The following is a 24,952-nucleotide window of genomic DNA, read 5'->3' as shown; positions in this document are numbered from 1 at the left end:
CGATCTGGTTCATGGTGTCGATGTCGGGGAACTTGATGTAGTGGAAGAAGCAACGACGCAGGAACGCGTCGGGCAATTCCTTCTCGTTGTTCGAGGTGATCATCACGATCGGGCGTTTCGCCGCCTTGATGGTCTCGCCGGTCTCATAGACATGGAATTCCATGCGGTCGAGTTCGAGCAGCAGATCGTTCGGGAATTCGATATCAGCCTTGTCGATTTCGTCGATCAGCAGCACCGGTCGCTCGGCGTGGGTAAAGGCTTCCCATAGCTTGCCGCGCTTGATGTAGTTGCCGATATCCGAGACGCGGGGATCGCCGAGCTGGCTGTCGCGCAGGCGCGAGACCGCATCGTATTCGTACAGGCCCTGCTGCGCCTTTGTGGTCGACTTGATGTGCCAGGTCAGCAGCGGTGCGCCCAGCGCCTTGGCGACTTCTTCAGCCAATACGGTTTTGCCGGTGCCCGGTTCGCCCTTCACGAGCAGCGGGCGTTCAAGCACGATGGCGGCATTGACGGCGACCTTGAGATCGTCGGTCGCGACATAGTTTTCGGTGCCGGTAAATTTCATGGAGTTATTTGCCTTGTTCTTCTTGTCGCACGGCGGCGTGCCGCCGGAATGTGGGGATCGCGGTCGGCGATCGCAGAATGTCTGGATGAGAGGTTAGCGCCTGATCAGCGAGAGGATGACGAGCACGACCACCGCACCGATGGTGGCGTTGACGATGTCGCGGATCGCCCCGACGCCAAGGCTCACCCCGAGGCGAGGCAGCAGCCAGCCGGCGACCAGCGCGCCGATGATGCCGATCACGATATTGCCGAGCAGGCCGAAGCCGGCGCCACGAACGATCAACCCGGCCAACCAGCCGGCAATGGCACCGATCAGCAATGCTGCGAGAATACCCATGGATCAATCCTTCGCGGGCGACACCGGGGGCGCCATCCTGGTTATGTTGAGCCGTCGGCCAATTTGGCCAACGGCACGTTTCCGGGCGAAGTTTAATTGAATTATTGGTCAGGTCCAGCCACCATTCCGGGCACTTCGCCGGACCTTTTGCGATGACGAAGAACATATCATGGCGGGGAAATGCCGGGCGGAAATTGGCGGCCTAGCTGTTGTTCGAAAATCCGGCGCTGAAATATTCGCGTTCCAGCGCTGAACTGGCCACGACACAATCGCGGCCCCGCCGTTTGGCCTCGTAAAGCGCAAGGTCGGCTTCACCGACCAGGACGGCTTCGTTCGAGGTTAGGCTGTTCCGGCTGGCAACGCCGACGCTGATCGAGAGGTGGCCGCGGGTTGATGCCGTATTGGGAATCTCCAATGCCCTGACCCGAAGACGCAGGGCTTCCGCGATTGTGATCGCGTCGGCCTCGGATATGTCCGGCAAAACGATGGCAAATTCCTCGCCGCCATAGCGCGCGGACAATGCCGGTGTATTGATCGTGGCATCAGCAATGACCGCCGCGACGCGTTTCAGGCAGGCGTCGCCAGCCTGGTGGCCGTTGCTGTCATTGTAGCCCTTGAAGTTGTCAACATCGATCAGCAGCACCGACATCTGTTCATGTTGCTCATAGGTACGGCGCAGAAAGCCGTCGAGCGTGCGGCGGTTGGCGAGCCCCGTCAGCCCGTCAGTGGTCGCGAGTTCGGCGAGCTTTGTATTCAACGACGTCAACTCGTCCTGCATGCTCTTGCGCAAGGTCACATCGCGTAGCACGCCGACGATTTCGACCTTGTCGCGATCGATCTCGCGGGTGGCCAGTTTGAAGTTAACCTCCACCCAAGCGAGTGAATGGTCGTCACGATAAGTCCGAAAAACCACGGTGCGGTTCGCCGTGAGATCTTTCAGTTGCGCGCTGGCCGCCTTTACGGCCTCGACATCCTCCGGGTGCACCAGTTCGAAGCAGGAGCGCCCGAGCAGATCTTTCGGATTGTGCCCCAAAACGAATTCGACCGAGTGCGAGACAAAGACGATGGTCCCGAAGCGATCGAGCAGAATGATGACATCAGCGATGTTGTCGGCGAGCAGGCGATAGCGGGACTCCCGCTCGCGGAGCGTATTTTCCATGTTGAGGCGGAAGCGAAACTGGGTCGATAGCAGTGCGGCGAGCAGAATCACGGTGCAGAGCAGGACTGAAGCAACGATAACGTCGGAGAGCAGATTGCTCTTCCATATCGCCAGCACCTGATCCTCCGGAATCGCGACCGTGACGATCAGCGGGTACTGCGTGGTTTGCTCGTAGCTGAAATATTTGGTGATACCGTCGAACGGCGAATCGATCTTGTAGAAGCCGGTCAGACTCTGTTTCACACGGGTCTGAATGAGCTCGGTTCCGGAAAGGTCCTTCCCAACCTCCATCGATGGCCAGTGAATCAGCAGCGTGCCGTCGCTTCGGATCAGGCTGATGCCGCCGCTCTCGCCGATCTGGAATGTCTTGTAGAAATCGCTGAAGTACTGGGTGTCGATTGCGCCCGTCAGCACGCCCTTGAAGCTGCCATCGGGGCCGTCGATCCGCTTCGACAGGATGATCGACGTGCGGTCGGTTAGCCGCGACGTGATGGGTGCGTTGATCCTGATATTGGAGTCGGTGTGGTCGCGATGATAGATGAAATAGTCGCGGTCGGCATTATTATGCGTGGGCGTTTCCGGCAGCGAGGAATAACGCCAGTTGCCGAGCGTATCGAATACACCGATTTCGCGCAGCTGTGGCAGCGCGTTGGCGGTATTGGCCAGAAACCTGTTGAAGCGATTCGGTAGCGGGTCTTGGTATTTCAGCAGATCCGCCATCCCGCTCATGGCGACATCGACGGCCTGTATCGTATGCGAGGCATGTTCGACCAGCGAATGTGCGAGGTTTCGACTATCGGTCTCGCTTTGCGCCAGTACGGTTTCGCGGGCATCGAGCGCCTTCCAGACCACAAGCCCGAGCACGCATGCGCTCATCGCCAGCACGAACAGCGTGACGATCACGCCCGGCGCGGAGAGCCGGCTCGGTGAACTGCTGGTCGTTGTCGTGGGCACGGTCATTCGTTTCTACGTTGACTGCAAAACAGGCCATCACCATGGCCGCCGTTGCTTTCACGATAGCTAAGAATGCCCGTCGATGGCGTGACACCGCGTTGCGTGGTTACTGACGCCGGAATTGTTGAAACAAATACCAGCAATCCGAAAAGCGATTGCTTTACCATGCCGCGGCGCGGAATTCGGTCGGGTTTGGCTGACAAATCTCGCTTATTTCGGATGTGCGCCGCGATAGCGCGCCACGGAGCTGTGTAGGCTTCTACCGCATCCGGCCCTTGACGGGCGCGGGTGGTCGGGCAATCTGTCAATCATGTTCTTGCAATTCTTCACATCGCTACGCGATGCGCAGGTCCCGGTGACCCTGCGCGAATATCTCACGCTAATGGAGGCGCTCGACGCTGACCTCGCGGATCAGTCGGTAGAGAATTTCTACTATCTGTCCCGTGCAGCGCTGGTGAAGGACGAGCGCAATCTCGACAAGTTCGATCGGGTGTTCGGCACGGTCTTCAAGGGGCTGGAAAGCCTGCTCGATGCCATGGAGAAGGCGGAGATTCCGGCCGAGTGGCTGAAGAAGCTCGCCGAGAAATATCTTACCGAGGAAGAGAAGAAGCAGATCGAGGCCATGGGCTGGGACAAGCTCATGGAAACCCTGCGGAAGCGTCTTGAGGAGCAGAAGGAGCGTCATCAGGGCGGCAACAAATGGATAGGCACAGCCGGGACCTCGCCGTTTGGCGCCGAAGGCTATAATCCTGAAGGCATCCGCATCGGTCAGGAGAAAAGCCGCCACCGACGTGCCGTGAAGGTCTGGGACAAGCGCGAGTTCAAGGACCTCGACGGCAATGTCGAGCTTGGCATCCGCAACATCAAGGTGGCGTTGCGCCGTCTGCGCAAGTTTGCCCGCACCGGCGCGCCCGACGAACTCGATCTCGACACGACCATCCGCGAAACTGCGAACCACGGCTACCTCGACGTGCATATGCGCCCGGAGCGCCGCAACGCGGTCAAGGTGCTGGTGTTCTTTGATATCGGCGGATCCATGGATTCGCATATCGAGCAGGTCGAGGAACTGTTCTCCGCGGCGAAGAGCGAATTCAAGCACATGGAGTATTTCTACTTCCACAATTGCCTCTATGAGGGCGTGTGGAAGCAGAACAAGCGCCGCTTTACCGACCGCACCCCGACCTGGGACGTGCTGCACAAATACGCCCACGACTACAAAGTAGTGTTTGTCGGCGACGCCTCGATGTCGCCTTACGAGATCATGGTGCCTGGCGGTTCCGTCGAGCATGTGAACGAGGAATCCGGCTCGGTCTGGCTGGAGCGTATCACGCAGACTTATCCGAACACGGTGTGGCTCAATCCAGTTGCCAAACGGCACTGGGATTATTCGGAGTCCACCACGATCATTCGTCGGTTGTTCTCGGAGCGGATGTACCCGCTGACCATTGAAGGTCTCGAAGGTGCAATGAAGGAACTGGTGCGAAAAGCATGACCCAGACGATTACCCGCGGATACAAGGCGTTGCTCGATGAAGCCAACAAGCAGATCGAGACGATGAGCGTCGAAGACGTGATGAAGGCTGCGCAGAGCTCTGACGTCGTCATCGTCGATATCCGCGATCCCCGCGAGATCGAACGCGAAGGCAAGATCCCCGGCTCGTTCTCCTGCACGCGCGGCATGCTGGAATTCTGGATTGATCCGGAAAGCCCCTATGGCAAGCCGATCTTTCAGGAAGACAAGAAGTTCATCTTCCATTGCGCCAGTGGCTGGCGCTCGGCCCTTGCCGCCAAGACCGCGGCCGACATGGGACTGAAGCCGGTGGCGCATCTGGGCGGCGGCTTCACCGCCTGGCGCAATGCCGGCGGTGCGGTCGAGAAGGTCGAGCCGAAGGCGAAATCATAATACCGTCGTCACACGCGGGCTTGACCGGCGTGCCCATCTTTCTTTCCGAAGAGATGGATTGTCGGATCAAGTCCGGCAATGACACCCGGGAATGGGCAAAGCAGGAACGACATCATGACATCCGGCACCGATCCTCTCGTCTCCACCGAATGGCTGGCCGCGCATCTCGACGATCCCAAGGTCAAGGTCATCGATGCGTCGTTCAAGATGCCCGGTGTTCTGCCGCTGCCGATCGATGATTATCTTGCGGCACATATTCCCGGCGCGGTGTTCTTCGATGTCGATGCGATCTCCGACCATTCCGTCGATCTGCCGCATATGTATCCGGACGCTGCGCAGTTCGCTCGCGACATCAGCGCGCTCGGCATTTCGTCTGATGACACGGTTGTCGTCTATGACGCCGGCGGCTGGGTCGCAGCGCCGCGGGCGTGGTGGATGTTCCTCTCCTACGGCCACACCAATGTGAAAGTGCTTGATGGCGGCCTGAAGAAGTGGAAGGCCGAAGGTCGTGCGACGGAAACCGGCAAAGCGTCACCAAAGCCCGGCACGTTCAGCGCCACGCTCGACAAGTCGTATGTCCGCAGCAAGGCGCAGGTCGTTGCCAATCTGGATTCGCGCAAAGAGCAATTGATCGATGCGCGCGCCGCCAACCGCTTCGAGGGAAGTGTCCCTGAACCGCGCGCGGGCATTCGCTCCGGTCACATCCCCGGCAGCCGCAATCTGCCTTACAATCTGTTGTTTGATGCTGCGACCGGGACGATGAAGCCGATCGACGAATTGCGGAAAGCCTTCGCCGGCACGGGTCTTGAGCTCGACAAGCCTATCGTCACCACATGCGGCTCGGGTGTGTCCGCGGCCGTGCTCACGCTCGCGCTCTATCGTCTTGGCGTGCGCGGTTCGGCGCTCTATGACGGTTCGTGGTCCGAATGGGGACGGCCGGACGGACCGCCGGTCGCAACCGGCCCGGCATAGGCCGAAGCGCCGTCAACGCGACACGGGTAATCCGAACGGATCTGTTGGCTGCGCTGCTGCGGCGGCAACAGGTCTGGCCGCCACGCGCCGCTTTTTGACGACGACGACGCGCTTCTTCACGACCTTCTTGATCGGCTCTGCAGTGGGCTTCGCTTTTGGTAGCGGCACAGGCCCGGTGTCGACCGGCGGTCCGCCAAGCGTCGCGATTTTCGTCGACGATAATTTCACGTCGTCATCGGTGAGCGTGGCCGTCGGCTGCGGCGCCGTTGGTGTCGCTTCCACCTCTGCGGTGGCGGCTGGTGCAGCAACAGCGAGTGCCGGGGCAGGGGTGATCACCGGTTCGACAGCGGGGGCCGGCGCAGCGGCAACGGTCGCTACAGGCTCTTGCTGTTCGGTCTTTGCCGCGTCCGGGGTGGTTGCAATTTCAGGCTTGGGCGTTGCCACCGAGACGGTGGTTGCGGGTGCAGCCTGCGTCGACAGGGCCGCGACCGTCTCAGCCGGGGCCGTTTTTTCCGGCTCGGCAGGCGCAGCGATGAGGGGAGCTTGTTCGGCCGCCGCTGTCACGGGTCCCTCTGGCGGCGTGGCAACTTCCGGGGCGGGGGCGGGTGTCACACGCAGCATGGCCAGCGTCGGCGGAGCTTCGACGGGTTGCTGGGCAAAGACGGGCGATGCCGGCGGTCGTCCGATCGGAATGGTCGCGAATTCCTGATGGGCAGAGCGCAGCAGGGCTGCGGCGCCAAGGCCGAAGACCACCAACGAGACTGTGAGCAGGACGGCTGCGAACAGGAATCGGAAACCCGGAAGCATGAATGGCAGTTCCGCCTTCGGACAGACCGTGGAAGGCTCTCGAACGATGGGAACGCGGTGACAATACTGGCAGTGACCCGTTCCGCAGCATCGGTTGCCGCCAAAGCGTCGCGAATCACGTCCATTTGAGGATAACGCACGGCCTCAGGAACCGTTTGTTAAAAAGTGAGATGCACAACAAATGGCGCGTTCCCGGACCGTGATTGCAACAGGGGTGAGGCAAGATGGCCACGCCGCCGTGTGATCTCGCGAATATGACCGAAATGGGAAGCTTTTTTCCGGAATTGTCTTGAATGCGCCGCTATCCTGCGCGATCTGACAGCATGTTCCGGTTTTTGCTTGAGCTTATACAAGGGCGATGATGACCAAGCGTGTTTTGACGACCAAGCGTCTTCTGGTGACAGTGGCGACCGTGGCTCTCAGCAGCGTCGCGGGTCATTCGCTTGCGGTCGCACAGGGTTATCCCGTCGGCTCGCCAAGCGGCTATTCAATTCCTGCCGATCCCAATTATCCGCCGGGGGGTTACCCCGCCGCGTCGCGCGCCGATCGCGCGCTGGATGCCATGCCGGATTTCGATTCGCTTGACGAGGAGGATGCGCCGCCGTCACGCGGTGGCCGGCCGATGACCGGGCTGTCCGCGCCGGGCGTTGCGCCCCAGGGTCCGGTGATGTCTCCGGACGATCCGCGCTATGGCCGTCCGGCCGGTGCTGCCCCGGTTTATTCTGATCGCGCAATGCCTCAGGGTCCCGTGATGTCGCCCGACGATCCGCGCTACGGCCGCCCGATGGCGCCGCCGGCGGTGGTCTATTCGAACCGTGGCAACGGCGATGGCACAGTGCGTCCACCTGAAGGCGTGGGCGGGCAGGGTGCGCCTATGACCGGCTCCGTTCAGGGACAGGGTCTGGGCGCCAATGGCAGTTCCGTGATGGTGGCTTCGCTGCCTCCGGAAGATCAGCCGGAAACCGGTCCGGCGCAGCTGCCGCCGCAATTTCGCCGGCAGGAAGTCAATTTCGTGACGAAGGAGCCCCCGGGCACCATCGTCGTCGATACGCCGAACTACTATTTGTACTATGTGCTCGGTAACAACCGCGCGATGCGCTATGGCGTCCGTGTGGGCCGCGACGGCTTCACCTGGAACGGTGTGCAGAAGATCACCCGCAAGGCGGAGTGGCCGGATTGGCATCCGCCGACCGAGATGATCGAGCGCCAGCCTTATCTGCCGCGCTTCATGGCCGGCGGCGAAGGCAATCCGCTCGGCGCCCGCGCGATGTATCTCGGCTCCACCGTGTATCGTATCCATGGTACCAACCAGCCGTCGACCATCGGCAAATCGGTGTCCTCCGGCTGTTTCGGCATGCTGAACGACGACGTCTCGGATCTGTTCGAGCGCGTCAAGGTCGGTACCCGCGTGGTAGTGATGCCGGCCAAGGCTCCGGCGACGACCGCCTCTGCGCAGCCGGCGCCCGGTCCAAGCGCCAGCGCCGCTCCAGCGCCGCTGGCCGGCACCCAGCCGACATCGGTTCAGCCGCTGCCGGCTCCGGTCAGCATTCGCTGATTTCCTCCTGCTGATTTCAACAAAACGGGCGCCGTGTGATCACACGGCGCCCGTTTTGTTTTGCGCTGTGAAAGCTTGCCTCAGTTGAGCTTGCGGACGGGGGCGTTGTTCAACCAGCCGCCGATGCCCTCGATCATTTCCGCATAGATGCGCCTGAAATTTTCCGCGGTGACATAGCCGAGATGCGGCGTGATCACGACATTGTCGAGCTTGCGCAGCGGGCTGTCGAGCGGCAGTGGCTCATGGGAATAGGTGTCGATGCCGGCGCCGGCAATCTTGCCGGCCTGCAGGGTCTCAAGCAATGCGGTTTCGTCGACAATCGGGCCGCGGGCCGTATTGATGAGATACGCCGTGTGCTTCATGCGCGCCAGATCCGCGCGTGAAACGAGCCCGCGCGACCGATCACTCAGTACCAGATGGATGGTGATGACATCGGCGGTGGCGAATAGTTGTTCCTTGGTGGCATAGGTCACGCCGGCTTTTTCGCAGGTCTCGGGCGTCAGATTGGTGCTCCAGGCAATGGTCTTCATGCCCAGCGCGCGGGCGATGCCGGCGACCTGACTGCCGAGCTTGCCGAGGCCAATGATCCCGAGCGTCTTGCCCTCGATATCCTCGCCGATCGTGACCTGCCAGGGCTTGCCGGCCTTCATGCGTGCGTTTTCGAAGCCGATCTTGCGGGTCAGTTCCAGCATCAGCCCGATGGTCAGGCCGGCTGTCGGATTGCCCACCATCGCTGTGCCGCAGACGGTGACGTCACGCGCCTTGGCGGCTTCAAAGTCGATCGCGGCGTTGCGCATGCCTGAGGTGATCAGCAGTTTGAGTTTCGGCAGCGCCTCGAACATTCCGCGTGGAAATGGCGTCCGCTCGCGCATGGCACAGACGATTTCGAAGTCCTTCAGCGCCGTGGCTGCCTCCTCCGTCGACGCGAACGGCTTGTCGAACACCGTGACATCGATGCGATCACCAAGCGTACTCCAATCGCCGAGCTTCAAAGCCACGTTCTGGTAGTCGTCGAGAATTGCACAGCGCAGCCGCGTCATGGGATCGTCCATCCGGTGTGGTGATGACGGCAGTTGCGGCCGTCAGGAGATGGACACATTGCGCGCTTGGCGGACCTGCGCAAGCGTCTGCATCGTCGTCGGCAGTGCGATCAGGTTAATGTGAGGGCGGGACCGGCGTGGAAGAGTCCTTGGCGCGGCAGGCCGGGCCGGGGCCGCGCATGTAGTGCTGCTCCGGCCGGTAGGGGTCGAAGGCCGCGACGAAGAACAGTTGCCAGAACATCCGGATTTCGTGGAGCAGGCCTGAGCGTGCCGCACGGGTTTCGGCGGCGGCTGGAGAGGGGATTGATGTAATGGTCGCCATGACGAGGCTCCGCCTGTCTGCCCGCGACTTCGGTCGCAAGGGGCATGATTGATCGCCCTGCCAGCACTCTTGGCGGAAGTCGTTAAAAAGCGGTTTTAATTGTCATAATGGCTACTCTGGAGAAGTGCAGAGTTACCAAATCCTTAAGGCCCCCGGTTGCCCTTTCGGGGCCACGCCGCTACATCAGCGACAACCCATTTTTCACGCCCGCGACGGTTTTCAAGGATCACGATGGCTCGCCAATTCGTCTACTTCATGCAGGGTCTGACCAAGGCCTATCCGACCCGCAAGGTGCTGGATAACGTCCATTTGTCGTTCTACCCGGACGCCAAGATCGGCGTGCTCGGCGTCAACGGCGCCGGTAAGTCGACGCTGCTCAAGATCATGGCCGGCCTCGACAAGGAATATACCGGCGAGGCCTGGGTCGCGCAGGGCGCGCGCGTCGGCTATCTCGAGCAGGAACCGCAGCTAGACCCCGCTCTGACCGTGCGCGAGAACGTCATGCTCGGTGTCGCCAAGCAGAAGGCGATTCTCGACCGCTACAACGAACTGGCGATGAACTACTCGGAAGAGACCGCCGACGAGATGACCAAGCTGCAGGACGAGATCGAGGCCCAGGGCCTGTGGGATCTCGACAGCAAGGTCGACCAGGCGATGGACGCGCTGCGCTGCCCGCCGGATGATTCCGATGTCACCAAGCTCTCAGGCGGTGAACGCCGCCGTGTCGCACTGTGCCGCCTGCTGCTCGATGCGCCCGAACTGCTGCTGCTGGACGAACCGACCAACCATCTCGACGCCGAGTCGGTGTCGTGGCTGGAAGGCCATCTGCGCAACTATCCCGGCGCGATCCTGATCGTAACCCACGACCGCTACTTCCTGGACAACGTCACCAGTTGGATTCTCGAACTCGACCGCGGCAAGGGCATCCCCTACGAAGGCAACTACTCGTCGTGGCTGGTGCAGAAGCAGAAGCGGCTGGAGCAAGAAGGCCGCGAGGACGCCGCGCACCAGAAGACGCTGGCCCGCGAGCAGGAATGGATCGCCTCTTCGCCCAAGGCGCGTCAGGCCAAGTCCAAGGCGCGTTACCAGCGTTACGAAGACCTGTTGAAGCAGGCCAGCGAGAAGCAGACCCAGACCGCGCAGATCACGATTCCTGTGGCCGAGCGGCTCGGCCAGAACGTCGTCGACTTCGAAGGCCTCAGCAAAGGTTTCGGTGACCGCATGCTGATCGACGATCTCACCTTCAAGCTGCCACCGGGCGGTATCGTCGGCGTGATCGGTCCCAATGGCGCGGGCAAGACCACGCTGTTCCGGATGATCACCAAGCAGGAAACCCCTGACAAGGGCGACATCACCGTCGGCGAGAGCGTGCATCTCGGTTATGTCGACCAGTCGCGCGACAATCTCGACGGCAACAAGACCGTCTGGGAGGAGATTTCCGGCGGCAACGAACTGATCCTGCTCGGCAAGCGCGAGGTGAATTCGCGCGGCTATTGCTCGTCCTTCAACTTCAAGGGCGCCGACCAGCAGAAGAAGGTCGGCGCGCTCTCAGGCGGTGAACGCAACCGCGTGCATCTCGCGAAGATGCTGAAGTCGGGCGCCAACGTGCTGCTGCTCGACGAACCGACCAACGACCTCGACGTCGATACGCTGCGCGCGCTGGAAGAGGCGCTGGAGGATTTCGCCGGCTGCGCCGTCATCATCAGCCATGACCGCTGGTTCCTCGATCGTATCGCCACGCATATCCTGGCCTTCGAAGGCGACAGCCATGTCGAATGGTTCGAAGGCAACTTCCAGGACTACGAGAAGGACAAGATGCGCCGGCTCGGCCAGGATTCGATCATCCCCCATCGCGTGAAATACAAGAAACTGACGCGCTGAGAGGATCTCAAAATGGCCGACTGGAGCGCGCAGCAGTATCTGAAGTTCGAGGATGAGCGAACCAGGCCGGCACGGGATCTGCTCGCGCAGATTCCGCTCGTCGATGCCCGCAAGGTCGTCGACATCGGCTGCGGGCCCGGCAATTCGACGGAGCTTCTGGTCAATCGCTGGCCGCAAGCGTCGGTCATCGGTGTCGATACGTCGGCCGATATGTTGCGGCAGGCGCGGGAACGTCTGCCAGCGCAGACATTCATCGAAGCCAATATCGCCCACTGGGTGGCGCCGGCCGGCACCGAGGTGCTGTTTGCCAATGCCGTGTTTCAATGGGTGCCGGATCACATCAAGCAGCTGAAGCGTCTGGTCGGTGCATTGCCTCCGGGCGGCGTGCTGGCCGTGCAGATGCCGGATAATCTTGACGAGCCCTCGCATATCCTGATGCGCGAAGTCGCCTATCTTGAACCATGGCGCAAGCAGCTCTCGAAGGCCGTAGAGCTGCGTGACTCGCTGCCGAAGCCTGGTGCATATTACGATGCATTGCAGCCGCTGTGCTCGCGGGTCGAAATCTGGCACACCGTCTACAATCACGCCCTGGCCGATGCCGCCGCGATCGTGGAATGGGTGAAGGGCACCGGATTGCGTCCGTTCGTCGATCCGCTGGAGCCGCTGGAGCGCAAGGCCTACATCGCTGAGTATACCGCCCGCATCGCCGCCAGCTATCTGCCGCAGGCGGATGGCAAGGTTCTGCTGAAGTTCCCGCGGATCTTCATCGTTGCTGTCAAATAGCTGATGCGGCCAGTTGCCGCGCATTCACGACATCATCGCGTCGAGAACGCACCGCTATAAGATCGGCGCTTCCATTGCACTCCGATTCGACCCCATAGCGAGCTCCCCATGTCCATGACGCCCGAAACGCCATTGCCGCCCATAGGAAAAGGCGTGGCGATGCGACCGATTCCGACGCTGATCTTTGGCTCGCGCTGGCTGCAGCTGCCGCTCTATATCGGCCTGATCGTGGCGCAGTGCGTCTATGTCGTGCTGTTCCTGAAGGAACTCTGGCATCTCATCGCGCACTCATTCGACTTCAGTGAACAGCAGATCATGCTGGTCGTGCTGGGACTGATCGACGTCGTGATGATTTCCAACCTGCTGGTGATGGTGATCGTCGGCGGTTACGAGACCTTCGTGTCGCGGCTCAATCTGAACGGCCATCCGGATGAGCCCGAATGGCTCAGCCACGTCAATGCGAGTGTGCTGAAGATCAAGCTGGCGATGGCCATCATCGGTATCTCCTCGATCCATCTGCTGCGCACCTTCATCGAGGCCGGCAATCTCGGCAGCACCAGCGCGCGCACGACGAACTACACCGAAACCGGCGTGATGTGGCAGACCATCATCCACATCGTGTTCATTCTCTCGGCCGTCGGCATTGCCTATGTCGACAAGCTCTCGAACGGCATCACTCCGCATCCGGCAGAGAATGGTTACGGCAAGCACGGCCATGGGGGCCACGCGCATTGAAGGTGAAACCGGGCATATGGACGACATTGCGGTCGCTTTCAGCCATCGTCGTCCTGTGCCTGGTGATTGTGCCGGTTCCCTCGCTCGCTGCGCCGGATGCCGGCTTCACCGCCTTCATCGCCTCGCTATGGCCTGAGGCACAGCAGGCCGGCGTCTCGCGAAAGACCTTCGACGAGGTCACACGCGGGCTGGAGCCTGACTACAAGCTGCCAGATCTCATTTTGCCTGGCCGTCCTGCCACCGGCTCGCCATCGCAGGCAGAGTTCGTGCAGGTGCCTGCGGACTATGTGAAGGAAGCCAGCATCATCCGGCTGGCCGGCGAGGGACAGCGCCTGCTGCAGAAGTATCGTGCGACGCTCACAGCCATCGAGCAGCGCTTTGGCGTGCCCGGCACGATCATCCTGGCGATCTGGGGACGCGAGACGGACTATGGCCGCTACGCGCTGCCCTATGACGGCATTCGCGTGCTGGCGACGCAGGCCTATGTCGGTCGCCGCAAGGATCAGTATCGCGGCGAGTTCATCGCAGCACTGAAGCTGATCGAGAGCGGCGACGTGACGCGCAAGGATCTGCGTGTGTCCTGGGGCGGTGCGACGGGCCTCACACAATTCCTGCCGTCGGAACTGAGCAAGCACGGTGTCGATTTCGACGGCGACGGCCGCGTCGATATCTGGAAGTCGGTGCCGGATGCGCTGGCATCCGCGGCGCAGCAGCTGACCAACAAGGGCTGGCAGCGCGGTCTGCGCTGGGCCTATGAAGTGCGTGCGCCCGCCAATGCCGACTGTACGATGGGTGTGCCGGAAGTCACCCGGCCGATCGGGGAGTGGATTCGTGCCGGCTTCATTCCGGTCCGTGGCGAGAAGCTCAGCGCGGCGGAGCAGGCGCAGCCCGCGTCGTTGCTGCAGCCGGAGGGCATCTATGGCCCGGCTTTCCTGACGACGAAGAACTATTTCGTCATCAAGGAATACAATTTCTCCGATCTCTATGTGCTGTTCGTCGGCCATCTCAGCGACCGGATGGCCAATGCGCAGCCATTTGCGACGCCGTGGTCGGCATCGAACCAGTTGCGCAGCACCGATGTCGAGGCAATGCAACGGCACCTCACAAGCCTGGGCCTCTACGCCGACAAGCTGGACGGCAAGGCCGGCATGAAGACGCGCGCTGCGCTCGGCGCCTATCAGAAGTCAGCGGGCCTCAAGGTGGATTGCTGGCCGAGCGAGACTGTGTTGCGCGCGATGAACGCGAAATAATTCGAGATCAAGCCGTCCCGAAATCCGGTCACTGAACGAAAAACCCGGCCGCGTGAGCGGCCGGGTTTTGAATGTGGATCGCCGCGCAGTGCTGCGCGACAGTCAGGTCAGATCAATCGCAAACTTCGACCGGGCGCGAACGCCAGACACCGCGATATTCGTCCCAGACGCGCTGGCGGACGACACGGCATTCCGGCTCGACATAAACCGGGGCAGGGGCGTAGCCGTAGCCATAGGCCGGAGCCGGACGGCTGGCTGCAATGGCGCCACCAAGGAGAGCGCCACCGATCAGGCCACCGGCAACGCCAGCGGCGATACGGCCGCCATCGGCCTTCGCGGCAGGCGCAACAGCGACCAGCGAGCCGGCAACTGTCGCGGCGGCGAGCAGGGCGGAAATCGTCTTCTTCATCTCAGGTCTCTCCAGAAGGGCGCCGCACGCGACGCGGTTAAAGCTCTACTCACGCTGCGATTCGAACTGACTGTCTCACTTAGAAAAGCGCCCAACCGTCAATTCGATGTAAACGTTAGCCAGTCAGTGATCCGAAAAAGCGGTTTTTTCGGGCCATTGCAAGCATCACGCACTGGAAATGTAGGTTTCCGATGCGTGACAGGAAATCTGATGATCTCGGAGATCACATGATCTCGGAGATCGCAAGATCTCAGCCGCAAACGCGGACGCGGCGAATACGCCAGCCGTAACCGTCCCAGAAGCGCTGACGCTGCCAGAAACAGTCGCCGTAATAGCCGGGACCGGCCACATAAGCAGGGCGGCCATAATAGCCGTAGCCGGGACCGTAATAGCCGGGACCATAGTATCCCGAACCGGCAGCGATCGCGCCGCCAAGCAGGGCGCCGCCAATCAGACCTGCGGCCACGCCGGCACCGCCGCCGTGTCCGTGCCAGTGCTGCGCGCTGGCCGATGTCGGGGCCATAGCGGCAAAGGCGAGGCTGGTCACTGCTACAACGGCCATCAGGGTTTTCTTCATGGCATCCTCTTTCTCACATCGGCTTCGCCTGTAATTAGCGCTGCCTGACGCGAAAAGTTTCATACTTCACTTGAATGATCAATGAACGGGACCGCGCCGCTTCGGCCGGTATCTCCTGTTAAAAGCCATCGAAAATCATGCCCATAAGCAGTCAAAGGCATATGGCAGCGCTGTAGCCGGTTTCATGATACTGCAATCACAGAGACCGTCCGTCCGATCACCGTGGCCCTCGATCTCATTTTAGATTCGTTCCAATTTCCTCCATGCGATCAGTAGTTTGGAATAGCTTCAAAGTCGGCGTTTTCCTTTTGCATCGGGGCGGCCTCTTACATATCCAAGAGGGGTCCTGACCTGAGAGCTCGCCTTCATCTCATGATTGTTTGTTCCTGCAACGTCTTCTCCGACCATGATGTCCGTAGTGCCGTTGCCGGAACGCGTCCGCCGCGTACGCCAGGGCAGGTCTATGGTTGCCTGGGCTGTAGCGCCCAATGCGGCCGCTGCGTAAGGACGATCAAGAAGATCATGGACGAGGCGCTGGGCGCCTGTGCCAAGTCCTGCTGTGCCGGCTGCCCGCATACGGCGGCCCATGGACAGTCTCACATCGAGACTCATGCGCATATCAAGCTGGCTGATATTGCCTCGATCGAAGCGGCAGCCTAAGCGCTTATTACTTCAACAGCTTTCCCGTTCTTCCGCGCTCCTCGCCGAATTGGGCAAAGAGGGGTTGTCCTGCCATCCAATCTGATTTAGAAGGATTCTAAATTCAGATCGGGGCCTGTTTCGGACGGGTTCAGCAGACAGGAGAACACCATGAAGGGCGACCCGAAGGTCATCGAATTCCTCAACAAGGGCCTGCGCAGCGAGCTGACCGCGATCAGCCAGTATTGGCTGCACTTCCGGCTCCTGAATCACTGGGGTCTGATCGACATGGCCAAGATGTGGCGTAAGGAATCCATTGAAGAAATGAACCACGCGGACCGTTTTACCGACCGCATCCTGTTCCTCGACGGTTTTCCGAACATGCAGGTGCTCGATCCGTTGCGTATCGGCCAGACGGTCAAGGAAATCATCGAATGCGATCTCGCCGCGGAAATCGGCGCTCGGACGCTCTATGAAGAAGCCGCCACCTATTGCCACGGCGTCAAGGATTACGTCTCCCGCGATCTGTTCGAGCAGCTGATGAAGGATGAGGAAGGTCACATCGATTTCCTCGAAACCCAGCTCGATCTGATCGAGCGGATCGGCATCGATCTCTACACCCAGAAGCATATGGGTAGCCTCGAGAGCGAGTTCTAAGCCTGAGACTTCTGCGACGGCATCAATAGACGCCGAGCAATGTTGCCCGCCCCTGTTCCGGCAGGGGCGGTTGTGGCATCTCGCATTTGGAGAATGCCGCCCGGATCGCCATAGCCGATCCATCCAGCGGATATTCGACAGCCGTTCGGCCGCCGTTGATCGACCTGATCCGGACATAGAGTGTCTTCGCGCCGGCCAGCTCGCTGACGAAGGTCGCGATCTCTGCCTTGTCTTCGATGACGATGATCTGGTTTCCCCGCACCACCCGCGAGCCGACGTCGTCGTGACCAGGTTTTCCATCGAAGCGATAGCCCAGCACCGTGTTGCGGTTGCTGCCGATCTTGAAATCAAAGGCAAGGCGGATTAGCGGGGCGCCATCGATGCATGTCAGCAGCAATGACGAGACCCGCGGGAAATCCACATTGCTGTTTGACGCTTCGGCGAAGACATAGGCACTCGGTAATTTGGCGCCGGTGACCCGATCGATCTGGTGCGGGATCAGCCATTCGCCCGCGCGCGTTTCATCCTGCTCCGTTACGAATGGATCACGCACGCAGCCGCCAAGGACAAGGCCCGCGACCGCCATCAAGTGGATCAACGCAACGCCACGCACAACGCTCTCCCCAAGCGTTGCCAGATATACAACCTTAAGCTGATAAACTCAATAATGGTTGTGTATGAAGCCGTCCTTAGCCCGAGTGCCTTGGCCCTTCGATCAGGTCGAAAGCCGAAACGTTACAACTGCTGACGATAGGCGACGTCGATCTGTTCCTGGGTCATCGGCTCGCCGAGCTTGGTCTGGTCGTGAACCATCTCCGAGATGCTCGGCATCACCGAGCGCTTCACCTGTACCTCGGGCGACCAAAGCTTCGAACGCATCAGCGCCTTGCCGCAATGAAAATAGGCTTCGGTCACCGTGATGCTCAACACCGCGCGCGGGAGCTTGCCGAACTCTTCCATCGACGCCATCAGTTCCGGGTCCTTCACCAGCTTCGCGATGCCGCTGACGCGCAGGGTGTCGTCGATGCCCGGCACGAAGAAAATCAGCTGCACATGACCGTTGCCTGCCATCAGATTCTGGAACGTGTCGATGCGGTTGTTGCCCGGCCGGTCCGGCATATGCAACTCGGTGGGTGAGGCGATCCGCACGAAGCCGACACCGCCGCCGCGCGGTGAGGCATCGACAGTGCCGTCCGGGCCTGAGGAAGCAAGCACGCAGAATGGCGACAGCGAGATAAACTTGCTCGAATGCATGTCCAGCGTCGGTCGCGCCTTGGCGATCACGCGCGGATGCGGAGTTGGATAAATTGTGCGGAGTTCGTCTGCGGCGACGTCGGTCACGTCTGTTCTCCCAGTGCGATTTGATAGCATCAATTAGCATGGTGGCACTTTGCAGCAAAGTCGCGCAGGTGGCACCGCGACCGACGTTGGAGGCCCCGCATGACGACGCAGTGCGTGCTGCTACACTATTGGGCCCGTTCGCTATGAATTCGTGGCATCTTTGCGTTGCCAGGGCCAATTGATGGCACCAAATAATACAGCCCTCACCAAATGATCACCGGCTGAAACGCCAATCGTGGGCGATGCCCGCGCCGATGTGGAAGATGGCAATGATCCGACGCATGATCGCGCGGCCGGTGCCGCGCGATGCGTCATTTTCCGGGGCGGTTCAAGCTGAACTGCGATCAGGGCTTGTCCACGATGCGTGTTTGCGGACGATCGCTACCTGACGCCGTTTCCTGATGCCACTGGCCCTTCTCGTCTTCGTAGGAAATCACCTCGGTACGTCCGGGTACCCTCTGCTCGGCCGCGGCGCGTTTGGCGGCTGCGGTGGCGAGTGCGTGCGTCGCATATGGCTCGGAGAAGACGGGCCCTACTTTATAGGCCCAGCCGCCATCATGTTCGACGATCACATAGGTCACTTCCGTCATGGTAGTCTCTCTTGTCCTGCTATGCCTGCGATAGGCAACGTCAAAGGCTGGCGCGACTTAACGCACGACGCACCCGGTCATCTCAACTAGCGCCCGATTTCCTGTGGATTGCAAGGCCGCACCCCGGCACCGTTTCGTGATCGCCATCACACCGCATCAGCGGGAACGAAACAGCTGATGATGATCTCGCCGCGGTGGCGCACATACCAGACGACGGCTTCGCCGACCGGGTTGCCGCGATCGCGGATCACGGCCCGCGTCGGCACTTCCGTCCATAAGCCGTCGATCGGTACCCAATAGGCGCCATTGCGGACATCGTATTCGGTGCGATGGCCGTCGGAGATGTCGCAACACGGCACGCCGTTGGGGCTGATGACGCTCTTGAACCAGGCGCGATATCGTCGGGTACATCGTTGAACTGGCCGCGATCGATGGCATGCGCTGACGCAGCCATCATCGTGAACCCCGCCAGCAGCGCGACTTGAATCATTCCCCGCATGCGAACCTCACGTCGGTGTTGCATCGCGCGCGGACGCCACGTGCCGCACGGGATGACTCGGATTCTTGCGATGATTAAGCCCGAGCAATGGCGACTACGCCTGCCCAAAAATTATGCCCGGCTGGACGAGGTGGGGATCGCTGCGCTGCGGTATCGATCTGTTGGTCCCGTGGCCCGCCCGTCGTGTTAGCATTTGTGCAAAGCGGCCCGATCCAAATGGCCGTGCCGGGGGACGACCATGCCGAGCTGTTCGATGCGCGCATTGTGCGCTGTCGCCGTTGTGACCTGTGCTTCGTTTGCTGCCGTGGCGGCTTTCGCTGCGGATTATCCCGCGCCGAAACAGGGCGACTGGATTGCAAAGGATTTCAAGTTTCACACCGGTCATGTGATGCCTGAGTTGAAGCTCCATTATACGACAGTCGGGGAGCCCACGGGGCAGCCGGTGCTGGTGCTGCACGGCACCGGCGGTTCGGCGCAGAGCATGCTGACGCCAACATTCGCAGGCGAGTTATTCGGTGCGGGCCAGCCGCTCGATGCCACGAAATACTACATCATCATTCCCGACGCGCTCGGTCACGGTAAATCATCGAAACCATCTGACGGCATGAAGACTGCATTTCCGAAATACAATTACGACGACATGGTCGATGCGCAGCATCGGCTGCTGATCGAAGGGCTTGGCATCAAGCATGTGCGGATGGTGATCGGAAATTCCATGGGCGGCATGCATGCCTGGATCTGGGGCACAAAATATCCCGATGCGATGGACGCCCTGGTGCCGATGGCATCACAGCCTACGGAAATGAGCGCGCGCAACTGGATGATGCGGCGCATGATGATCGAGACCGTGCGCGCCGATCCCGATTACAAGGCCGGCAACTACACATCCCAGCCCGGTATGATCAAATATGCCAGCGTGATGTATGGCGTCGCGACAGCCGGCGGCACGCTGGCCTATCAGATGCTGGCGCCGACCGGCGAGGCCGCCGACAGGAATGTCGATGACCGGCTCAAGGCGCCGTTCACCGCCGATGCGAATGACTTCATCTATCAGTGGGAATCGTCGCGCGACTACAATCCGTCAGCGGGTCTGGAAAAGATCGCAGCGGTAGTTCTTGCTATTAACGCGGCGGATGACGAGCGCAATCCGCCGGAGACCGAGCTGATGGACGGCGCGCTGAAGCGGATCAAACATGCCAAGATGTTGTTGATCCCGGCAAGCACCGAGACCCGCGGTCATCTCACCACGGGCGGTGCGAAATTCTACAAGCAGCAGCTTCAGGAACTGCTACAGACCGCGCCGCAGCGGACCATGTAGGAAGGCAGGATCGTGGTTGCTCCTTGAGGTTGCATTGATCCGGCGATGCCTTAAAGTCGTTGCGGGACAGTGCTGGGGCTTGCCATGGGTAAATTGCGCTTATTTCTGACTGCGCTAGGGCTGCTTGTCGTCTTGCCCGGTTTTGACGACCCGATACGTTCAGAAGTTCTCAGGGTGCTGGCACGATCGAGCTACATTGCCATCGACCCAGCCTCCAGCGCCTATCAACCGGGGAGCTTCGTTCATCGGCGGGATTTCAACCCCAATTTGATACCTGTGACCGCTACCAAACTTGGCTTCTTGTGCACGCCAACTTTTTCAACGGAGAAAGTTGAGCTGAAGCCGATACGAACCGCTGTCTATCGCTTCTTCGCGAGCGACGCGGTCACGCTGCCTACCGATTTTGTCAAACGCGATCTGCTTATGCCATTCACCGCATCCTTCGCGGAGAGTGTCGTCGTCCGCGTCGTCGATCAGGCGACGCTGGAACTTTCGGCAGATCAGTTGAAGGCTGTTTACAGCAATCTTGGGCCCGGATGCTCCGAAAGCGTCCGCGCCGGAGTTGCCAATGGGAACGCCTATCAAATCTCGAGCGTTTACGAACTCCGGGTTCAATATGAAATCAGATACAGAAGCAATCAGGCCGAGGACATCAAGAGCAAGATACGCAATGAAGTAAAACGGATTGGCGCGGCTGTTAGTTCTAGCGACGGTGAGACGATAAGCGGGGAGGCAAGTGTTTACGGCCTGACGTGGAATAAACTCTAGCAGTATCGTGGTCATGGGAACGATAGCTTGCGTCCGCCGGAGTCTGTTAAGCCGAGATCTTGATGTAGTCCTTGATCAGCGTCACGAATGCTCCGAAGTAGAAGCCGACGATCACGCCGCCCCAATTGGCCAGAACATCAGGTATCTTCATATCGACGCCACGGGAAACCGACAGCAGCGCGATGAAGATCACACCACCGATCACCAGCAATGCGATTGCCCCACTGACAAGAAATCCAATGTAAACGAGGCGAAAGACAAGCTGATCCTTACGTTCGTTGCTGATAAGCGGGGTCGCTGCGGGCGCGGGCTCGGCGATCTCGTCGGGCATCTACTGTCCTTTCAATGGGAGGCGTCAGATGAATTACAATTGTAGAATGTATGTTGTAATCACGCAACCTATTCAATCGTAGTGCAATCCTGTCGCGACAATTGCATTGCGCAGGCTTTGGAAATGATCCGCCGCGGTTGTTCTCGGCGCCCCCGATGCCGAGCGCAATTCACCGGAGCAGGACTCATGCATGCCGCGCTGAAGCGGATTAGGCAGGCAAAGAAAAAGGCGGCATGAACCATGTCCATACCGCCTGGTGAACGCCATTGATGGACGACGTGTCAGTCGTCTTTATTCTTCTTGCGCTTCTTCTTTTTCTTCTCGCCGTCGTTGTCGTCGGCCGGCTCATCGGTTGCAGCGGTGTCGGCTTCGATCATCGCGGCGACGCGTTCGACGGCTTCCTGCTGCTCCCGCAGCAGGGCCTCTTCGCGCTCCTGAGCTTCGCGCAGGCGCATCTGGCGGTGGTCTTCCCAGGCGTCGAACACCATGTGCAGCCACGGCATGATCTGCTCGAGCGTCGGCAGCGTGCCGGGAGGACCCTGCTCGCCGCGCGGCCCGGGTTCGCCCTGCACGCCCGGCTTGCCCTGAGGGCCCTGTTCACCCCGTGGTCCCTGCGGTCCGGCCTTGCCTTGAGGCCCGATCGGGCCGGGCTTGCCGTTGACGCCAGCCTTTCCGTTCGGGCCAGGCTTGCCCTGCGGTCCTGCTTCGCCGCGCTTGCCCTGCGGCCCCGGCTTGCCATTGGCGCCGGCCTTGCCGGGCAGGCCCGGCTTGCCCTGTGCGCCTTCCGGCCCCGGCCGCCCGGGATGGCCCTGCGGTCCGGGAAGCCCCGGTTCGCCGCGGGGGCCGCGCAGTCCGGTCTGGCTGATCGTTTCTTTTGCCACGGGTCACACTCCGTATTGATTCTGTCCGGCCGCTTGTAACAGGGGATGGATGACGGCTTCAATTCGCCGCTGCTGGGGGCACCTGCGCCGGCCGCGGCTGCCGGACAGCTCGCCGTCGCGGTGGCCGATTTCGACTATAGCGACACTTCCGGCGAGGAGGCCGACCAGTCCGCGCAGCATCGCGACCGCATGATCATCTTCGCTGCACTGCTGCGCGACGGGCTGGCACAGCGCGACTACCGCGTGGTGCGCCCGGCCTGTCCGCAGCCCGCCTGCACGGCCGTCAGCATGGCGCCCGACGATCTCGTCGCCGCAGCGCGCCGCGATGGCGCGCGTTACCTGGTCTATGGCGGCATCCGCAAGATGAGTACGCTGGTGCAATGGGGCGAGGTGCAGTTGTTCGATGTCGAGCGCGAGCAACTGGTGATGCGCCGCGCCGTCACCTTCCGCGGCGATACGGACACAGCTTTCCGCCGGGCCGCCGATTTCGTCAGCGAGACGGTGACGGATGCGATGGCCGGCCGATGAGCATGGTCACGATAGCGAAGCCACGCACTCGATCTCGATCAGCATCGCCGGATTGGGCAGCGCATGAACTACGCAAGTGGTGCGCGCCGGATAAGGCGGTGGTCCGAAGGCTTCGGCATACAGAGCATTCATCGCAGCCACGTCGGACGCGCGCGTCAGCAGAACGTTGACCTTGACGAGGTGCGAGATGTCGGTACCGGCATCCTTCAGCACCCGTTTGATCGTGCGCACCACAAATCCGAATTGCGCCTCGAATTGTTCCGGCAATTGGCCGTTGGGGTCGAAGCCGGGAATGCCGGAGACGAACAGGAGATCGCCGACCCGCGCGGCATAGGACAGCGGCGGCGCTTTGATTCCGGGAGGGGGCGGGAAGTGCTGGATGGGCATGATCAAGCCTCGCGGTCATGTGTGTCGGGCCAGCCTAGCAGGTCTGTACACGGTGCGCCCGCGAATTGCCGAGTCCTGTCGAACCGGAACGGGATCCGCGGCGACTTATGCTCTCATCACGGTAACGGGCGACGACATATGAAATCATATCTGGCGCTGCTGACCTTGTTGGCCCTCACGAGCGCAGCGCATGCCGGCGAGATACGCTTGGGGGCGTCCATGCAGGTGAAACCGGATTCGATCTGGTTCGAGGATCGCGCCAAACTGGCGCAGTGGCAGGCTCTGAAGACAGCCGGCGATTCAAAAGCTCTGAGGTCGTATCAGGAAGACCTGCTGCAGGCGCGCGCGGCATGGCAGTTCACCACGCCGCTCACCGTCAAAATTCGCGGCTTTGAACCGAAGGCGCATCTGGTCGATGTCGAGATGCAGACCGAAGGCCGGCTACAGGGCTCCACATGGGTGCTGGATACCGGCGCGCTTCTGCAATAGCGCCATCAGCTATCCATGCGCCGGCACATCGACGCCGTCTGCCGAATACTGCTTGATCTTGTTGCGCATGGTGCGCACCGACACGCCGAGCACACGGGCGGCATGTGTGCGGTTGCCATCGCAGCGCGCCAGCGTCTGCAGCATCAACTCGCGTTCGACCTCGTGAACAGTCGCGCCGATCAGCATTGTCACGACCTCGCTGGGGTCGGATGCAGGCGCGAGCACATCGGATGCCCTGGAAGCGTCGTCGCACGGGTCATCGAGGCTATCGTGAAAGGACTGGTCTGACATCGGCACCTCCCGATCAACGCCTGCCTCGTCGCGCGAAGCAACAACATCGAGAACGAACAGCCCCCAGCCGTTACGTTGCGGCAGGGTGGGCGCGATTGGTTAACGAAAGGTTAAGGAACGGGTACTGTTGGATGTATCCCCGGAGGTTTGCAACGAGAAAATCGCTTTGTCCGCCCTTGGCGTCTTGGAACCCGGCATTCTGAGAAAGTCGTTCGAAAGCGACAATGCACAGAGCGAGCTTCTTCCTTTTTGAGCCAAATTCAAAAAAGGCCGGGTACGCTACCCGGCCTTTTCCGCAAATATTCCGGCAGAGCGGAAAATCGACGCTTACAGCGCCTTGTTGCTCGCCTTCACCGCCTCGGCCTGGACATAGACCTGCTCGCCCATGTCCTTGAACTTCTGGCTCATGCTGGCCATGCCATCCTCGATCACGCCACTCATCGACATGCCCATCGATGCCGTGCCGCCGAGGTTCAGCGCGGCCTTCTCGTTGTCGCCGAGGGTCGCCGCATAGTCGCGGACGTCCTGCGTGATCTTCATCGAGCAGAACTTCGGTCCGCACATCGAGCAGAAATGCGCGACCTTGTGGGCGTCCTTCGGCAGCGTCTCGTCGTGATAGGCGACGGCGGTTTCCGGATCGAGACCGAGATTGAACTGGTCCTGCCAGCGGAAGTCGAAGCGGGCGCGGGAAAGCGCGTCGTCGCGGAGCTGCGCGGCGGGATGACCCTTGGCGAGATCCGAGGCATGCGCCGCGATCTTGTAGGTGATCACGCCGACCTTGACGTCGTCGCGATTGGGCAGGCCGAGATGCTCCTTCGGCGTCACGTAGCAAAGCATCGAACAGCCGAACCAGCCGATCATGGCGGCGCCGATGCCCGAGGTGATGTGGTCGTAGCCCGGCGCGATATCGGTGGTCAGAGGCCCGAGGGTATAGAACGGCGCTTCGCCGCATTCCTTGAGCTGCTTGTCCATGTTGATCTTGATCT

30 protein-coding genes and 1 pseudogene are annotated in these 24,952 nt (G+C 60.7%); 14 read left to right on the top strand and 17 right to left on the bottom strand.

What is annotated here, in order from left to right; genetic code table 11:
* The 3 genes from ACEK02_RS33270 to ACEK02_RS33260 form a co-directional block, all read right to left on the bottom strand.
* Positions 1-565 (bottom strand): AAA family ATPase (locus tag ACEK02_RS33270; RefSeq protein WP_371426189.1); only part of this gene is annotated, 565 nt, incomplete at its 3' end.
* 93 nt (positions 566-658) lie between these two features.
* Positions 659-901 carry a GlsB/YeaQ/YmgE family stress response membrane protein gene (locus ACEK02_RS33265; RefSeq protein WP_371426187.1) on the bottom strand — a complete coding sequence of 81 codons (243 nt, stop codon included), beginning with the start codon at positions 899-901 and terminating at the stop codon, positions 659-661.
* A gap of 202 nt (positions 902-1,103) precedes the next feature.
* Positions 1,104-3,020 carry a diguanylate cyclase gene (locus ACEK02_RS33260; RefSeq protein ID WP_371426185.1) on the bottom strand — a complete coding sequence of 639 codons (1,917 nt, stop codon included), beginning with the start codon at positions 3,018-3,020 and terminating at the stop codon, positions 1,104-1,106.
* A gap of 304 nt (positions 3,021-3,324) precedes the next feature.
* On the opposite strand from ACEK02_RS33260, the gene ACEK02_RS33255 reads away from it, so the two are divergent.
* The 3 genes from ACEK02_RS33255 (at position 3,325) to sseA (ending at position 5,888) form a co-directional block, all read left to right on the top strand.
* Positions 3,325-4,506, top strand: coding sequence for a VWA domain-containing protein (locus ACEK02_RS33255; RefSeq protein WP_371426183.1), 1,182 nt, complete (start codon positions 3,325-3,327; stop codon positions 4,504-4,506).
* A complete protein-coding gene (locus ACEK02_RS33250) occupies positions 4,503-4,916 on the top strand; it encodes a rhodanese-like domain-containing protein (RefSeq protein ID WP_371426181.1) in 414 nt (137 codons plus the stop codon). Before ACEK02_RS33255 ends, ACEK02_RS33250 begins: the two co-directional genes overlap by 4 nt.
* A gap of 114 nt (positions 4,917-5,030) precedes the next feature.
* A complete protein-coding gene (sseA, locus tag ACEK02_RS33245) occupies positions 5,031-5,888 on the top strand; it encodes a 3-mercaptopyruvate sulfurtransferase (protein ID WP_371426179.1) in 858 nt (285 codons plus the stop codon).
* Positions 5,889-5,900: 12 nt separating this feature from the next.
* Here the strand turns inward: sseA and ACEK02_RS33240 are convergent, their stop codons facing one another.
* The gene (locus ACEK02_RS33240) at positions 5,901-6,695 is read right to left on the bottom strand and encodes a hypothetical protein (protein ID WP_371426177.1); all 795 of its coding nucleotides are present in this window, start codon (positions 6,693-6,695) and stop codon (positions 5,901-5,903) included.
* A 358-nt stretch (positions 6,696-7,053) separates the two neighbouring features.
* On the opposite strand from ACEK02_RS33240, the gene ACEK02_RS33235 reads away from it, so the two are divergent.
* Positions 7,054-8,250: a L,D-transpeptidase family protein gene (locus ACEK02_RS33235; protein WP_371426175.1), complete on the top strand. Its 1,197-nt coding sequence runs from the start codon at positions 7,054-7,056 to the stop codon at positions 8,248-8,250.
* Positions 8,251-8,330: 80 nt separating this feature from the next.
* Here the strand turns inward: ACEK02_RS33235 and ACEK02_RS33230 are convergent, their stop codons facing one another.
* On the bottom strand, positions 8,331-9,290 hold the full coding sequence (locus tag ACEK02_RS33230) for a D-2-hydroxyacid dehydrogenase family protein (protein WP_371426173.1): 960 nt from the start codon (positions 9,288-9,290) through the stop codon (positions 8,331-8,333).
* A gap of 115 nt (positions 9,291-9,405) precedes the next feature.
* Positions 9,406-9,612 carry a hypothetical protein gene (locus ACEK02_RS33225; RefSeq protein ID WP_371426171.1) on the bottom strand — a complete coding sequence of 69 codons (207 nt, stop codon included), beginning with the start codon at positions 9,610-9,612 and terminating at the stop codon, positions 9,406-9,408.
* A gap of 231 nt (positions 9,613-9,843) precedes the next feature.
* Here ACEK02_RS33225 and ettA point away from each other — a divergent pair, with 231 nt between their 5' ends.
* The 4 genes from ettA to ACEK02_RS33205 all read left to right on the top strand — a co-directional run bounded on the left by ettA (position 9,844) and on the right by ACEK02_RS33205 (position 14,261).
* Complete coding sequence (gene ettA, locus ACEK02_RS33220; protein ID WP_371426169.1) at positions 9,844-11,493, top strand: energy-dependent translational throttle protein EttA; 1,650 nt, start codon at positions 9,844-9,846, stop codon at positions 11,491-11,493.
* 12 nt (positions 11,494-11,505) lie between these two features.
* Positions 11,506-12,276 carry a trans-aconitate 2-methyltransferase gene (tam, locus tag ACEK02_RS33215; RefSeq protein WP_371426167.1) on the top strand — a complete coding sequence of 257 codons (771 nt, stop codon included), beginning with the start codon at positions 11,506-11,508 and terminating at the stop codon, positions 12,274-12,276.
* A gap of 108 nt (positions 12,277-12,384) precedes the next feature.
* A complete protein-coding gene (locus tag ACEK02_RS33210; protein WP_371426165.1) occupies positions 12,385-13,011 on the top strand; it encodes a TIGR00645 family protein in 627 nt (208 codons plus the stop codon).
* Positions 13,012-13,037: 26 nt separating this feature from the next.
* Positions 13,038-14,261, top strand: a complete 1,224-nt coding sequence (locus ACEK02_RS33205; RefSeq protein ID WP_371426163.1) for a lytic murein transglycosylase — start codon at positions 13,038-13,040, stop codon at positions 14,259-14,261.
* A gap of 112 nt (positions 14,262-14,373) precedes the next feature.
* On the opposite strand, the gene ACEK02_RS33200 is transcribed toward ACEK02_RS33205, so the two are convergent.
* The gene (locus tag ACEK02_RS33200; RefSeq protein ID WP_068732235.1) at positions 14,374-14,670 is read right to left on the bottom strand and encodes a hypothetical protein; all 297 of its coding nucleotides are present in this window, start codon (positions 14,668-14,670) and stop codon (positions 14,374-14,376) included.
* Positions 14,671-14,920: 250 nt separating this feature from the next.
* Positions 14,921-15,247 carry a hypothetical protein gene (locus ACEK02_RS33195; RefSeq protein WP_371426161.1) on the bottom strand — a complete coding sequence of 109 codons (327 nt, stop codon included), beginning with the start codon at positions 15,245-15,247 and terminating at the stop codon, positions 14,921-14,923.
* A 372-nt stretch (positions 15,248-15,619) separates the two neighbouring features.
* Between ACEK02_RS33195 and ACEK02_RS33190 the strand changes: the two genes are divergently transcribed.
* Together ACEK02_RS33190 and bfr are read left to right on the top strand one after the other, a co-directional pair.
* Positions 15,620-15,907, top strand: coding sequence for a bacterioferritin-associated ferredoxin (locus ACEK02_RS33190; RefSeq protein WP_371426159.1), 288 nt, complete (start codon positions 15,620-15,622; stop codon positions 15,905-15,907).
* A gap of 150 nt (positions 15,908-16,057) precedes the next feature.
* Positions 16,058-16,543 (top strand): bacterioferritin, encoded by a 486-nt coding sequence (gene bfr / locus ACEK02_RS33185; RefSeq protein WP_371426157.1) that lies wholly within the window; start codon positions 16,058-16,060, stop codon positions 16,541-16,543.
* A gap of 22 nt (positions 16,544-16,565) precedes the next feature.
* On the opposite strand, the gene ACEK02_RS33180 is transcribed toward bfr, so the two are convergent.
* The 4 genes and pseudogenes from ACEK02_RS33180 to ACEK02_RS33165 form a co-directional block, all read right to left on the bottom strand.
* Positions 16,566-17,156 (bottom strand): hypothetical protein, encoded by a 591-nt coding sequence (locus ACEK02_RS33180; RefSeq protein ID WP_371426155.1) that lies wholly within the window; start codon positions 17,154-17,156, stop codon positions 16,566-16,568.
* Positions 17,157-17,278: 122 nt separating this feature from the next.
* Positions 17,279-17,884 (bottom strand): pyridoxamine 5'-phosphate oxidase family protein, encoded by a 606-nt coding sequence (locus tag ACEK02_RS33175; RefSeq protein WP_371426153.1) that lies wholly within the window; start codon positions 17,882-17,884, stop codon positions 17,279-17,281.
* Between the two features lie 344 nt (positions 17,885-18,228).
* The gene (locus tag ACEK02_RS33170; protein WP_371426151.1) at positions 18,229-18,474 is read right to left on the bottom strand and encodes a DUF2188 domain-containing protein; all 246 of its coding nucleotides are present in this window, start codon (positions 18,472-18,474) and stop codon (positions 18,229-18,231) included.
* Between the two features lie 146 nt (positions 18,475-18,620).
* Positions 18,621-18,973, bottom strand: a pseudogene (locus tag ACEK02_RS33165) (hypothetical protein).
* 253 nt (positions 18,974-19,226) lie between these two features.
* Here ACEK02_RS33165 and ACEK02_RS33160 point away from each other — a divergent pair.
* Positions 19,227-20,291, top strand: a complete 1,065-nt coding sequence (locus tag ACEK02_RS33160) for an alpha/beta fold hydrolase (protein WP_371426191.1) — start codon at positions 19,227-19,229, stop codon at positions 20,289-20,291.
* 84 nt (positions 20,292-20,375) lie between these two features.
* Positions 20,376-21,059: a hypothetical protein gene (locus ACEK02_RS33155; protein WP_371426149.1), complete on the top strand. Its 684-nt coding sequence runs from the start codon at positions 20,376-20,378 to the stop codon at positions 21,057-21,059.
* A 46-nt stretch (positions 21,060-21,105) separates the two neighbouring features.
* Here the strand turns inward: ACEK02_RS33155 and ACEK02_RS33150 are convergent, their stop codons facing one another.
* Positions 21,106-21,390 carry a hypothetical protein gene (locus ACEK02_RS33150; RefSeq protein WP_371426147.1) on the bottom strand — a complete coding sequence of 95 codons (285 nt, stop codon included), beginning with the start codon at positions 21,388-21,390 and terminating at the stop codon, positions 21,106-21,108.
* Between the two features lie 281 nt (positions 21,391-21,671).
* Positions 21,672-22,271: a collagen-like protein gene (locus tag ACEK02_RS33145; RefSeq protein ID WP_371426145.1), complete on the bottom strand. Its 600-nt coding sequence runs from the start codon at positions 22,269-22,271 to the stop codon at positions 21,672-21,674.
* 45 nt (positions 22,272-22,316) lie between these two features.
* On the opposite strand from ACEK02_RS33145, the gene ACEK02_RS33140 reads away from it, so the two are divergent.
* A complete protein-coding gene (locus ACEK02_RS33140) occupies positions 22,317-22,799 on the top strand; it encodes a DUF2380 domain-containing protein (protein WP_371426143.1) in 483 nt (160 codons plus the stop codon).
* A gap of 6 nt (positions 22,800-22,805) precedes the next feature.
* On the opposite strand, the gene ACEK02_RS33135 is transcribed toward ACEK02_RS33140, so the two are convergent.
* On the bottom strand, positions 22,806-23,186 hold the full coding sequence (locus ACEK02_RS33135; RefSeq protein WP_371426141.1) for a RidA family protein: 381 nt from the start codon (positions 23,184-23,186) through the stop codon (positions 22,806-22,808).
* A gap of 138 nt (positions 23,187-23,324) precedes the next feature.
* Here ACEK02_RS33135 and ACEK02_RS33130 point away from each other — a divergent pair, with 138 nt between their 5' ends.
* Positions 23,325-23,675, top strand: coding sequence for a hypothetical protein (locus ACEK02_RS33130; RefSeq protein WP_371426139.1), 351 nt, complete (start codon positions 23,325-23,327; stop codon positions 23,673-23,675).
* A 9-nt stretch (positions 23,676-23,684) separates the two neighbouring features.
* On the opposite strand, the gene ACEK02_RS33125 is transcribed toward ACEK02_RS33130, so the two are convergent.
* A complete protein-coding gene (locus ACEK02_RS33125; RefSeq protein WP_371426137.1) occupies positions 23,685-23,966 on the bottom strand; it encodes a helix-turn-helix domain-containing protein in 282 nt (93 codons plus the stop codon).
* A 327-nt stretch (positions 23,967-24,293) separates the two neighbouring features.
* A partial coding sequence (locus ACEK02_RS33120; protein ID WP_371426135.1) for a phosphomethylpyrimidine synthase ThiC occupies positions 24,294-24,952 on the bottom strand: 659 nt, incomplete at its 5' end.

This window comes from Tardiphaga sp. (genome assembly GCF_041424195.1).
GTDB lineage: Bacteria > Pseudomonadota > Alphaproteobacteria > Rhizobiales > Xanthobacteraceae > Tardiphaga.
Note: the sequence above shows the minus strand (reverse complement) of the source record. Positions and strands in the feature narration are given on the sequence as shown.